Raw genomic sequence first — 12306 nt, forward strand, 5'->3', positions numbered from 1 at the left:
ACGCCATGCAACCTGTGTTGTCCATGCGGGTACCCAAGGCCGCGCCCAACCTGGGGTCACGGCGGATTTCCGAGCGTACGGGCATGCGGCTGATCAGGACGGAAGACGGCGAGTTTGTCGAGGGCACCCTCCCGCGCGACCTATGGGAAATGACCCGCGCTGAATGGCTGGCAGCCAAATCTTGCGGCCGATGAGCATCTAATATAGGAGCTGGCTTGCCTGCGATCGCGGTCTGTAGTGAGCGGGCTTGTCCCGCGCTGGGCTGCGAAGCGGCCCTAATAAAGACACCGCTTTACTTCAGATCAATACACTTGCCTGATTTGGGGCCGCTTCGCAGCCCAGCGCGGGGCAAGCCCGCTCACTACAGGGAATTTTTTCAGCCTTTGAAACTTGTGTGGATACTTATGGCTATCGCAGGCAAGCCAACTCCCACAATCCTGACTGTGTTTAATCAGTGATAAAACGCACGCCCGGTTTTGCGCGCTCATCCACCACCAATTCGAACACATCCGGCCGGGCGTAATGCCCCACTACGTCATAATCATACCGCGCGCGCACCAGGTCAGCGGTGTCGATCCGTGCAGTCAGCAACCCCGCCTCACCCAGCAAAGGCCCGGCCAGGATGTCGCCCATCGGCCCGACAATCACACTGCCGCCGGCAATCAACGGACGGTCCGACGGCCAATGGGCGACCTCCACCCCCAACGCTTGGGGCGACGCCTGCACCTGGCACGCGCTGACCACAAAGCAGCGCCCTTCATGGGCCACGTGGCGCATGCTCACTTGCCACATTTCGCGCTCGTCCACCGTCGGCGCGCACCACACTTCGACGCCCTTGGCGTACATCGCCGTGCGCAGCAGCGGCATCATGTTTTCCCAGCACACGGCTGCGCCGATGCGTCCTACGGCGGCATCGATCACCGGCAGGGTCGAACCGTCGCCCTTGCCCCAGATCAGCCGCTCGGTGCCGGTCGGCATCAATTTGCGGTGCTTGGCCACCAGACCACCCGCCGGTTCAAAATACAGCACGGTGCAGTATAAAGTGCTGCCACTACGCTCGATGACACCCAGTACCAGGCTCGCACCGGTGCGCGCCGACAGACCCGCCAACGCTTCGGTCTCGGCGCCTGGCACGTCGATGGCGTTGGCAAAATAACGCGCAAAGGCTTCGCGCCCTTCGGGCAAGCGATAGCCAAGTTGCGTGCCGAACCCTTCGCCTTTGGGATAACCGCCCAGCAGCGCTTCAGGCATCACCACCAATTGCGCACCGCTGCGCAGGATTTCGTGTTCATAGGCCAGGATCTGCGCCAGGGTGTCAGCCTTGCCGCCAGGCAAGGAGCCGATTTGCAGGGCCGCTACAGTAGAAACAGGCATCACATTCACTCCGAAGTCAGGGGTTGCCCATTCTCCCGCCAGCCTGGATCATGAATAAAGCCCACTTCAGCACTGAATGATATGAGCCAGATAAATATCGCCCAGGTCGATCTCAACCTGCTTAAAACCTTCGAAGCGCTGCATGACGAGTCCAGCGCCAGCCGCGCGGCGTTGCGCCTGGGTGTCACCCAATCGGCCATCAGCGCCGGGCTGCGGCGCTTGCGCGAGGTGTATGACGATCAATTGTTCGTGCGCACCGGGCGCGGCCTGGCGCCGACCTTGCGGGCCAACCAGCTGAAACCGTTGATCAGCGAAGCGCTGGATCGGTGTCGACAGAGCCTGGCAATGGCCAATCCGCACAACCCGCAGTACCAGGGCCGCTCCGTGGTAGTGGGCTTGTCCGATGATTTCGAGATTGCCTATGGCCGCCGGCTGATGGAAGAGATCGGCCGACGGGCGCCGAAACTGCGCGTGATTTTCCGTCAGACCCACAGCCAGATCGTGGCGGGCGCCCTGCTCGACCGCACGCTCGACCTGGCGATTACCGCCGGCGGTTTCGCCCACAGCCGCTTGAGTCGCCAGGTGCTGGCGGAGGGGGATTATTGCTGCCTGGTGGATTCAAGCCAGCCCGGCATCAGCCTGGAGGAGTTCGTCGCTCGCGAGCATGTGCTGGTGTCGTCCGGCGGGTTTATCGGCATCACCGACGAGGGCTTGGCGGCGCAGGGCTTGACGCGCCAGGTGTGCGCCTCCACCAGCCACTTTGCCGCGCTGCCGTTTTTGCTCAAGGGCAGCCAGGCCGTGGCGACCATTCCGGGGCATGCCGCGCGGGCCATCGCGCAAATGACCGGCCTGCATGTAGTGCCGTGCCCGCTGGCTCTGCCGCGCTATCCGGTGGAGCTGGGTTGGCGCACCCAGGCGCAGCTTGATCCACTATTGCTGAAAGTTCGCGAAGCGGTGGTGGCGAGCTTTACTTAGCCGCCGCCATCAGCTTGTTGACCTCACTGCGCACCATGTTGGCGAACTCCGGCGGCGACATGCCGTCAAGTTCCGCGCGCACCCATTCGGCCCACTTGCCCTTGCGCTTGGCGCGTTCGCCGAACAACCGCGCGGCCTCACCCTTGGCTTTGCCCAGGTTGGTTTGCCACAGGTCGTAGAGACGCGACTTTTCATCTTCCAGCTCGGCGCGTTCGGCGAGGGTTTTGTTGGCAAGATTGAAGCTCATGTTGGATTACCTGCTGCGTAAATAGGTGGCATCTTACACCGTAGGTCGAAATTTCCTGATTCCGATTTTTGCCCACGGCGACCGGCGCGCAAATAAACTGCAACTTTTGCCGACGCGCGGCACTCCATTGTTCACTGCCACATTCACCCGCAAGGAGTCACCCAATGGCCCGCAAAACCGCTGCCCAAGCCGTCGAAGAGCAAATCAAGGATCAAGCGTTCAGTGAACTGACGGCGTTGATCGAAGAATCGGACAAACTGCTTAAAAGCAGCGCCGCGCTGGTGGGTGAAGAAGGCGAAACCCTGCGCGAACAGGTCGCCATCAAACTCAAGCAAGCGCTGGACTCTGTGTCCAGCGTGCGCGAACGCAGCAAGCCGGTGGTGGACGCTACCGAAACCTATATCGGTGGCCACCCGTGGCAGACCGTGGCGATTTCCGCAGGCTTTGGCCTGGTGGTGGGCCTGCTGCTGGGCCGTCGCAACTGAGCAAGACCGGCTGCGCCCAGTGCGCAGCCCTTTTTCAGGCGCTTGCCATCGCTTGCAAGCGCTGCAACTCTTCAGCCTCCAGCACAATCCCCTCTTGCTCTGCCTTCGCCCGCGTGCGATGTCGCCGGTCACCCGGCAAGCGCCGCAACCCCGCTGCATGCATCTGCCGCACCAGTTCCTGGCTGCGCTCGGCGAACACTTGGCCGCCGGTCTTGCTCGGGTCGATCACAATCAGCAACTGACCGGTCCAGGGCGTGCGCGCGCCGGGGTGCTCCGACCAGTCGAATTCGAATGAGAAGTTGCCCCCGGTCAGCGCCGCCGCCAGCAACTCGACCATCATCGACAGCGCCGAGCCCTTGTGCCCGCCAAACGGCAACAGTGCGCCGCCTTCAAGGATGGCCTTGGGGTCCTGGGTCGGCTGGCCCAGCCCATCCACGCCCATGCCCGGCGGCAAGCGCTCGCCCTTGCGCGCGGCGATCTGCACATCACCATGGGCAATCGCGCTGGTGGCCAGGTCAAACACAATCGGCGCGCCATCGGCACGCGGCGCGGCGAAGGCGATGGGGTTGGTGCCGAACAAGGGCCGATCAGCACCGTGAGGTACCACGCAGGTCATGCTGTTGACCACGCTCAGCGCCACCAGGCCTTCTTCGGCGAACGGCTCGACATCGGGCCATAAAGCCGCGAAATGATGGGAGTTATGAATCGCCAGCAAGGCGATCCCGGCGCTGCGGGCTTTTTTCACCAGCAACGCGCGGGCCGCTTCCAGCGCCGGCTGGGCAAAGCCATTGCGCGCATCCACCCGCACGTAGCCTGAGGCCACATCCGTGACCTCAGGCAAAGCCATGCCGTCGACCCAACCACTGGCCAGGGTGGACAGGTAACCGGGCATGCGAAACACGCCATGGCTATGGGCGCCATCTCGCTCGGCGCTGGCGCAGTTGCGCGCCAGGATCGCCGCCACGTGCGCCGACGTGCCATGGCGCTCGAAGATGCGCTGGAGCAATGCCACCAGCGCGGCAAAGTCGATGCGGGTCGTGGAACCTTCAACTACCAAGGACTGCGCAGACATCTGAAGCTCCGATTTTATGATTGGAGGGGCAACAAGACTGGAAACCCAGGCCTTGGATTAAACAACGCACTGCGCGCCTGCTGTCAATCCACGTTTGTGCATGCGTCGCCGAAATGGCGGCAGCTATCTACCGTCCTGCCAGCATCGCCCACGCTTAGCCTCCTCTATCTCCCTGGCTGTAATGGAAACCTCACCATGACACGGCTGACGCCGCCCTATTTTTTTGACGAGTTCCTGCGCCCGGTCAGGCGCAAGCAGCCCACCGAGCGCGAACGTGCGCTGGGTCTGAGCCTGCGCGACCTGGATTGGCTGCATACGCTGTACTACGCCACTGACGAAGCGCGGCAGAGCCCCAGGTTTCGGGAGGCGCCGATGGCGGTGGAAAAGCTGATGATTCACATCACGGGCAAAGCCCCCATTCCCCTGGCCGGGGCCTTCATGATGAGCCCCGGTCCCGAGGACGATAAGGCGGTGCTGTACACGCCTTACGCAGGACTGGAAGTATTCGATAACCGTGAGAAACTGCTCGAAAACCTCACTAAAAACCTTAAAAACAACAACCAATATGTTGAATTAATTAGTTTTCTTTCAATACGTCAACGCGCCGATCTGGCGAATGCCACTGACCTGAAGCTGGTTCCGGAAACCATCAACGGCGCCGTGCTGCAGGACCAGGAAAACACCCTCGCAGCGTGCCAGCAGCAGAATGTGCGGGAGATGCTCGATCAGTTGCGCACCATACCCACCCTGCCGTGGATGCTCGATACCCTGCTGGGCATCATGAGCCGTTCGTATTTTCCAGACCTTGATCATCGTGACAGCCTAGTCAACAGTTTTGCTCCGACGACCCACGGTCGTGCGCCCGTTTGGGTGAGTTCCGTGCCCTTGAACGAAGCCCTGCTGCAGTTCTATCTCTCGCAAGGCTGGCCGGCCGAGCAAACCCGGCGCTTCGTCAACCCGCGTCATGTCACCCAGGGCTTTACCGAGGCACAACGGGTGCAGGACGTAGAGCGCTGGCAAAGCCTGGTGGAACAATGCTCGGCGATCCTCTCCAAGCTCTTGGGCAGCCTGCTGCAAACGTACTGGAACGAAGATTTCGCCGATGGCCAGTCGCGTATCGGCTTTTTCGCCCAAGTGCTCAGCGACAAGTTCCGAACCGACCTGCTGCTCAAGCGTCAGAACGGCATTATTTCTGCCCAGGAAAGCCATGTGCTGCAGGGCGTCTTTTTACCCGATCAAGCCACTCGTAAAGCTGACTTCCCGTCACTGCGCGTCCAGACGGTGCGTATCCATGCGCCCTACCAGCACTACGTGGAATTGGCAGGCACCTTGTTGATCAACGAGACCCACGCCTATCTCTATACCCAGACGCGTGGGCTGCAGGTGCTCAAGGATATGGATGACCTCAACGAAACACTCCTGCAAATGCTCAAGACAGCCGGCCACGAAGATGAATTGCTCAACTTCCTATCCCTGGATGAACGCAACGACTATATAGGAATTAATGACATACAAATCATTGGCTTAGAAATAAAAGGTAATGTGTTTTCAACAATGATCGAGGCGGTATCCGCTAAGCAGCAAAGCAATATGGAATATGCCTTGGGCGTGTTCCGACGCAGTGATGGCAATGTCGACCTGACTGCCCTGCTCGATTGCGCTCTGGACGTGCGGCAAATGACCGATCAACGCCTGCTGGCGCTTGACGCCGGTGGACGCTGGAGCATGCACCCGGTCACCAGCGGCAATGGGCGCCCGTCAACGGTGCAGGCGGAACGCGCCAAGGCGCAGTTGCAAGCCCTGCTGGCGGCCGACGCCCTGGTGCGCGCGCTGTACCGCGACCACCCGACGTTGCGCAAGCTGGCGGCCCATACATTGAATGCCGAGCTGGAAAAACATCAGCGCGCGCTCGAAGCCACTTCGGTGTTTATCAACACCTATGCCAGCCAGGCGCAGCAAGTGGAGGAGCGCACGCCCGAACAGTCGCTGAGCATGGTCGAACATTTTATCGAGCGCCTGGCCGGAACGACGGGGCCGATTGCCGACTCACCGCTCAGTGGTTTCTACACAGCGCGGCTCGCGGGTTATGCCCTGCGCTTCAATAATCTGGACGGCAAAACATTCAACGCCATCGTTGAAAGCGCCATGGGGCCGTTCGTCAACCACGATATCCGCACCCTGCCCCGGCACTTCCTGCAGCAGCACCAGAAGCCCCTCAATGACGCGTTGCTGTTGGGGCTGCGCAGCGAAGCCGAACTGCGCCTGCTGTACAAAACCCTTGCACGCCGTGGCCACGACATCCTCGACACGGTACTGCGCCCCGACAGCCTGACCCGTCTCAGGCGCCACGGCCTGGATGGTTTCCTGCCGGACGCCTATGGCTTGACGGTCCTGGTGGGCGAAGACGAACAACCACAGGCCCTGGCCAATGGCTTCGTGCTGACCGAGCGCGGTGGCACCGACCCCGTGCATTCCGGCCAGGCCGTTCTATGGACGCCGCGCCGGGGTCATGAAGTCTTCGCCTCGATCCAGGCGGCCCGCCACGTCCTGGAGCAGCGCCTGGCGCAAGCGGATGAGCGTTTTGCACTTCTGGAAAACCTCGCCGTCACGCGTCGCACGCCCCATCAACGCTATCGCCTTGGGCCTTTGCAGCGTATCGATGACCACCTGTTGGACAATCGCCAGGAGAGCTGGCGCGACTTTGTGCTCGACGGCGTTGACTACCTGCTGTCGATCCCGCTCGGCGCGCGTCGCCTGCAAGACTGCCTGGACAGCCTTTTGCAACGCCCGCCGCCGAACAACCTGAGTAATGCGCTGGCCGTGGCGCACGCGATGACTCATCAGCAAGCGTTGCCCGTGTGGCTCGGCATGGCCGCGCCCCGGGAGCAAATCCTGCATGCTGAGCTGCTGGAGCAATACCGGGTCAACACCTTGGACGAGCGCGACTACCTGCATAGCCTGGAGGGGCTGCGCGAGTATGTCGCCCGGGCCCTTGCAGCACTGCTGGACAAACGATTCGCAGGCCAGTCAATTGACCCGGACAACGTCCTCATTGCTGGTCGCGCGCGCCTCGACGGTCATGCCTTGAGCCTGGTCGACTTCGCCATGGATCACTTGCCCGAGCTGAGCGGCGACAACTTACGCCCCTATTCGCGCACGGCCACGTCACTGCCGACGGCGCTGGACGGCGCGGCCGTGGTGCAACTGGTGCGCCAACTGGATCTGGCCACGCACTTGGGCGCGCTGCTGAATACACACCTGAGCGGGCAAAGCGATGAGGCGCGCCAGCGTCAAGCACTGTTCTGTCGACAGCTGCCCTGGCAACTGCTGCGCCATGCCCATGAGGAAAAGCTCGAAGAACGCCTCAGCGCCACGGCCTGGAGTTTTGTGCAGCAGGTATTTGACATGCCGGATGCGCTTGCGCGCGAAGCCGTCAGCGGCACCACGGCGATGATTCGCCCGCTGGAGTTGATCGCCACCGCCGGCGCGGTGGTGGTCAAACCCTTGGGGCTGTACCTGATCGGGCCGCAATCGGGAGCAACCGGGCCGCTGGTGTTGTACGCGCCCTACAGCCCTCTGCCGGTACTCAGCGAATACGCCCGCGAACAGGACCTGCTCGACGAACTGGAGCGTCCCGGACCTTTGCAGGACTGGGTCATCCGCCGGCTGGACGTGGCCCATCAGTCCACTTATCGACATCTGTTACAGCCACGCACGCCGATGAGTGGTGTGGATCTGCAGTTAGCCTCGACGCCGATAAGGGGCAACCACTTGACGCTGCTGTTCGATGACAACACACGCTTGCTGGTCAAGATGCTGGCCTGCCAGTTCGACCCGGACGGCAAGGGCGAATGGGATACGGTCACTGATCTGCTGCGCAAGGCGATTCCCACCGCCCTGCAATTTATTGCCGGCAAGCTCAGCTACCCGTTGGTGGTCTGGCGCAGTTTCAAGTTGTTTATGACCTCGGCCGAAGATCTGCAGCAACACCGTTGGGGTTCGGCGTTGAAAAGCTTCATCCGTGGTGCGGCCACCCTGGCCTCGCTGCGCAAAGAGCTGGATGCCCTGCTGCCAGCCGACGGCGAGCCGGCCCCCGCGCCCTCGTGGTCGGGCGACGTGAAGCCCACCGCCACGACGCTCGCCACCCTGGATGTGACAGAGCCGCTGCGCACGCGCATGCAACACTTCGAACAGCACGACATCGCCCTCGCCGATCTGACGCAAAGCCCGCTGAGTCATGTGTTCCAGCAACCCAATACCTTGCGTCATTTCGTGCCGGTGGCGGGCAAGGTGTATCCGGTGCGCAACACCGGTGATGGCTGGTGCGTGAGTCTTGATGAAGTCATCGGGCCCTTCGTGCAGCGCGACGCCGAGGGCCGTTGGGTGCTGGACCTGAGCCGACACGACCCCAGGTTCGGTAAAACCTTGTCTCGCTATGCCGGACGCAGGCACACACGCACGGCCGAACGGGAATCGATCAATATCGAGGCGGTCGGCATGGAGCAGATTGCCGCGCTGTCGAACTGGAAAGCCCAATGCATCAACGAGGCGCTCAACGTCGCGACGTATTACACCGTGAACTGCAAACGCAACGTCGTGCATTTCGCGGGTGAGCGTGACCCTGCAAGCCGTCTTGGGCGTTTTTTTAACGAACTTTTCGGTGTAATCACCCTCACGCCCGAGCAGTTAAGGCGGGTCGAGCAGCGCGTCGATGAGGTGCTCAATGAATTGGTCAACCCGAGTCTGTGCAAGCCTGACTCAGGGCGTTTTGTCATCGGTAATTCGCGCTGGCGCCCCAGTGACAGCTTCGCGTTTGTTTTGCTGGACGACATTGAACAGAAGATCTACTTGCTGGAGCGTTTTTTCGACCCCCAGTTGGAGATGTATGAAGGCCATCTGACCATTCCGTTCAGCATCGCTGCTCATGCAAGGGCAACGGTGTTGATCCACGAACTGACGCATTTAATGAGCCGTACCGAGGATGTGGCGTATCTGGACACTGTGCGACCGTTTCAAGATCTCATTGATGTCAGCACCGACGCGGGAAAAAAAATGCACACTAAACTGTCACACCTGCGCGATACCGCATTGTCCGTCTTGACGCCAGCGAGCCTGTTGTTCCTGACCTTTAACGAGTTTAAAAGGCGCTGGGAAGAGGCCGGGCATGATCGGTCCACGGCCTCGATCAGAGACAAGATTTTCAAAATGACGGGGGCCAAGACCTTGGACGATGCCCGGCAAATTTTCATGAGTAACGTGGACAAGCGCATCGATACGATTCTGGCGAACGCCGACTCGGTAACGTATCTGATTATGCAACTGGGGCGAGATTTGGATCAGGGAGCCTGAACAGGCTCCCCGGTAGTGCGAATCAGTCTTTCTGATCACGCAGGATGTTGCCCGACGCGCCATCGATTCGCGCTTCATACACCGTGCCATCGGATTTACGGCCTTTGACTTCCCAATAGCCATTGTCATCCGCTTCGGCCGCGTAGACCTCGATGTAACCGGCCTTGGTCTTGGCCACCTCAATGGCCTTCTCGATGGTGATCCAGCCCGCGCCCGGCTTGTCGGCCATCGCTGCGCCTGCGCTGAGCAAGGCGCTGGTTGCACACAAAGCGACTAGGGTTTTCTTCAGCATGTTCTTACTCCATTGTGAGAATGTCCTGAGCTTTTTAGGTGCGTTCAAACGAGAATAAGTTCCAATTGATGTGCAATCGCCATGATGGCTGTTCTCGCGGTCTACCCTGGAGGTTAGAATGTGGGAAATCAGGATGAGTTAATGAGCGAAAAGTCCCTTTCAGAAGTCGAATATGACGCGATCACCGACGCCGCCGCGCATTGGTGCATGCGCCTGCACGCGGGTGATTGCACGACGGATGAACGTCAGGCTTTTGCGCAATGGCACGATGCCGACCCGCTGCATGCCTTCGAATACGCGGCCATGCTGGAAATCTGGGACGTCGCCGACCACCTCCCACGCACCGAAACCGCACCGGCGCTGGTGGCGCCGTTCAAGCCCCGCAGCCGCTTGCGCACCTATGCGGCGGCGGCGATTTGCCTGGCCGCCCTGCCCCTCGCGGCCTTTACCGGTTGGGAAGCGGGTTGGTTGCCCAGTTCCTACGAGCGCTTCGACGCCGTCGATGGCCTGCGCCAGGTCACCCTGGGCGATGGCAGCCAGGTTGAACTCAACCTCGGCACCGAGTTGGTCTACAGCCATTACAAGGACCAGCGGCGGGTCACGCTGAAAAAGGGCGAAGCGTTCTTCAACGTCAGGCATGACAGCGCCCATCCGTTTATCGTGCGCGCCGGCAATGGCCAGGTGCGTGTCACGGGCACTCAGTTCAACGTCTGGAAGTACGAGGACCAGGTGCGGGTGATGCTGCTCGAAGGTTCGGTGCAGATTGCCAGCGACCAGGTCCACGGCAGCGTGCCCCTGACGCCCGGCATGCAAGCCAGCTATCAGCGGGGCGATGCCACGCCGAGCGTGCGCGCGATCAACCCCAACGACACGGCGCTGGCCTGGCGCCAGGGCAAGCTGATCCTCGACAACCTGGCCCTGGCCGACGCGCTGCCCTTGATCAACCGCTACCTGAGCAAACCGGTGATGCTGGCCGACGCCGGCACCGGGGCGATTCGCATCGGTGGCATCTACAACATCAATGAGGTCAACAACCTCATCCCTTCCCTGCCCAAGGTTTTGCCGGTCTACCTGACCCAGAACCAGGACGGCAACCCCGTACTCAACTCGATTCCGCGTAAAGCGCCCAAGGGCTGAGCTTTTGCCTGCCTGCACAGGCTTCGTCACGCCCCAACTGTCCATTTCTTTAACACTTCGATGCCCTGGATCGCCCGAGCGGCGCGGGTTCGGTGTTTTTTCTCGGGGAGTGTTACAGCGCTGATACAGCGGGTGAAGCGTTTGCGCAGTGGCTGGGGCGTTGCGTGCGGGCAGCCCGGTGTTTCATGGGCGAAACAGCACTGCCATCATTTTGCCCACGAATACTCGCAAGCCATTGAATATAGAGACTAAGTAAAAAGCGGCACGTCTTCTGCTCTCTTCCTGACAGCGCTGTTTAGGGTCAGCGCGAAGCATAAGGAAATATTGCCGTGGCCATTCACACTCAAGGTTCATTGAGCCTTCTTCTGATCAGCTGTGTACTGAGTACCGGCGCGAGCCTTCCAGTGCTCGCCGAAGGTAACGGTGTGATCGTGATCGAGCGTGCCGTACGCGGCCATATGTGGGGCCGCACCGCCGGTTCCGATCCCAGCCCTGCCACCGCCAACGCCAACCCGTCCGCGCAAATCTCTCGTGGGATGAACACTGAACTGAACGACACCGATATCGCGGGGATCGCCAGCGGCTCCAGCATCACGCGTACCGTTCTGCCGGGAGGCTACTTGCCCGGCTTCGACAACAACGGTAGCGGCGTAGGCCTGGGCACGGGCAGCGCCGCCGGCCACGGCGGTGGCAACAGCCTCTCTGGCACGATCAATGGTGCGGTCGCGCGCGGCCTGGAACCGCTGAACGCCATCGGCAGCCTGGCAGGGGGGCGTTGAGATGAACCGTTCCTGGATGCTGCTCGCGCTGTTAGGTTGTGGCGCGGCCATGGCCGACAGCAATAACAACGCCACCATCGATAACTCCGGCAGACAGCACAGCGGCGTACTCACGCTCAACCAGGCTGCCGGTGATCAACAGCAACTGAGCAACAACGTCGTTATCTCCATTGGGCACAACGCCCAGGCCAATCTCTTCGTGTCGCAGAAAATCAGCGGTGCTGCCGCTGACCGCGCCCTGAACGCCAAAGCCACTATCCAGGGCAACTCATTCAGCAATGGTAACGGTGTGCTGAGTATCAATCAGTCCGCCGGGGCCGGGAACCAATCGATCAATGCCGTGCGAATCAGCGTCAACACTGGACCGCAAAGCATCGATGACAGTGTCATGTCGCAACAAAACGTTGCGCTTGCAACAGACTCAGGGTTGACCCCTACCACTGGCAGCCGCCAGGTCGTTACCAGCGACCAGGCCTTCACCGGCAGTCGTGGAGTGGTTCAGGTCAACCAGAGCGCCGGGGTGGGGAACCGAGTGGCTAACACCCTGAACCTGAGGTTCAACTGATGGAGTTGAGCCTGATAGCTGGACCGTACCA

The 12306-nt window shown here is 60.9% G+C and carries 10 protein-coding genes and 1 pseudogene; 7 read left to right on the forward strand and 4 right to left on the reverse strand.

Annotated elements, in window-relative coordinates; genetic code table 11:
• Window positions 1-23: 23 nt before the first annotated feature.
• Window positions 24-194, forward strand: a pseudogene (locus tag ACLH0H_RS27255) (GNAT family N-acetyltransferase); the annotation flags it as partial.
• A 253-nt stretch (window positions 195-447) separates the two neighbouring features.
• On the opposite strand, the gene ACLH0H_RS27260 reads toward ACLH0H_RS27255, so the two are convergent.
• Window positions 448-1374 carry a carbon-nitrogen hydrolase family protein gene (locus ACLH0H_RS27260; RefSeq protein ID WP_411380441.1) on the reverse strand — a complete coding sequence of 309 codons (927 nt, stop codon included), beginning with the start codon at window positions 1372-1374 and terminating at the stop codon, window positions 448-450.
• 81 nt (window positions 1375-1455) lie between these two features.
• On the opposite strand from ACLH0H_RS27260, the gene ACLH0H_RS27265 reads away from it, so the two are divergent.
• Window positions 1456-2349, forward strand: a complete 894-nt coding sequence (locus ACLH0H_RS27265; protein ID WP_411380442.1) for a LysR family transcriptional regulator — start codon at window positions 1456-1458, stop codon at window positions 2347-2349.
• On the opposite strand, the gene ACLH0H_RS27270 is transcribed toward ACLH0H_RS27265, so the two are convergent.
• Entirely contained in the window at window positions 2342-2596 is a 255-nt protein-coding gene (locus tag ACLH0H_RS27270) for a hypothetical protein (RefSeq protein ID WP_076952414.1), read from the reverse strand. The genes ACLH0H_RS27265 and ACLH0H_RS27270 overlap by 8 nt on opposite strands.
• 164 nt (window positions 2597-2760) lie before the next feature.
• On the opposite strand from ACLH0H_RS27270, the gene ACLH0H_RS27275 reads away from it, so the two are divergent.
• On the forward strand, window positions 2761-3081 hold the full coding sequence (locus tag ACLH0H_RS27275; RefSeq protein WP_017738628.1) for a YqjD family protein: 321 nt from the start codon (window positions 2761-2763) through the stop codon (window positions 3079-3081).
• Between the two features lie 34 nt (window positions 3082-3115).
• Here ACLH0H_RS27275 and ACLH0H_RS27280 read toward each other — a convergent pair whose 3' ends face one another.
• Window positions 3116-4153 carry an Ldh family oxidoreductase gene (locus ACLH0H_RS27280; RefSeq protein ID WP_411380443.1) on the reverse strand — a complete coding sequence of 346 codons (1038 nt, stop codon included), beginning with the start codon at window positions 4151-4153 and terminating at the stop codon, window positions 3116-3118.
• A 195-nt stretch (window positions 4154-4348) separates the two neighbouring features.
• Here ACLH0H_RS27280 and ACLH0H_RS27285 point away from each other — a divergent pair, with 195 nt between their 5' ends.
• Window positions 4349-9502 carry a dermonecrotic toxin domain-containing protein gene (locus tag ACLH0H_RS27285; protein ID WP_411380444.1) on the forward strand — a complete coding sequence of 1718 codons (5154 nt, stop codon included), beginning with the start codon at window positions 4349-4351 and terminating at the stop codon, window positions 9500-9502.
• Between the two features lie 22 nt (window positions 9503-9524).
• Here ACLH0H_RS27285 and ACLH0H_RS27290 read toward each other — a convergent pair whose 3' ends face one another.
• A complete protein-coding gene (locus ACLH0H_RS27290; protein ID WP_411380445.1) occupies window positions 9525-9794 on the reverse strand; it encodes a PepSY domain-containing protein in 270 nt (89 codons plus the stop codon).
• A 141-nt stretch (window positions 9795-9935) separates the two neighbouring features.
• Between ACLH0H_RS27290 and ACLH0H_RS27295 the strand changes: the two genes are divergently transcribed.
• From ACLH0H_RS27295 to ACLH0H_RS27305, 3 genes are all read left to right on the forward strand, one after another.
• Window positions 9936-10931, forward strand: a complete 996-nt coding sequence (locus tag ACLH0H_RS27295; protein ID WP_411380446.1) for a FecR family protein — start codon at window positions 9936-9938, stop codon at window positions 10929-10931.
• Between the two features lie 329 nt (window positions 10932-11260).
• Complete coding sequence (locus ACLH0H_RS27300; protein WP_411380447.1) at window positions 11261-11710, forward strand: hypothetical protein; 450 nt, start codon at window positions 11261-11263, stop codon at window positions 11708-11710.
• A gap of 1 nt (window position 11711) precedes the next feature.
• The gene (locus ACLH0H_RS27305) at window positions 11712-12275 is read left to right on the forward strand and encodes an adhesin (protein WP_411380448.1); all 564 of its coding nucleotides are present in this window, start codon (window positions 11712-11714) and stop codon (window positions 12273-12275) included.
• The last annotated feature ends 31 nt before the right edge of the window (window positions 12276-12306 follow it).

This window comes from Pseudomonas sp. MPB26, from assembly GCF_046605355.1.
In the GTDB taxonomy this organism is placed as follows: Bacteria; Pseudomonadota; Gammaproteobacteria; order Pseudomonadales; family Pseudomonadaceae; genus Aquipseudomonas; species Aquipseudomonas cedrina.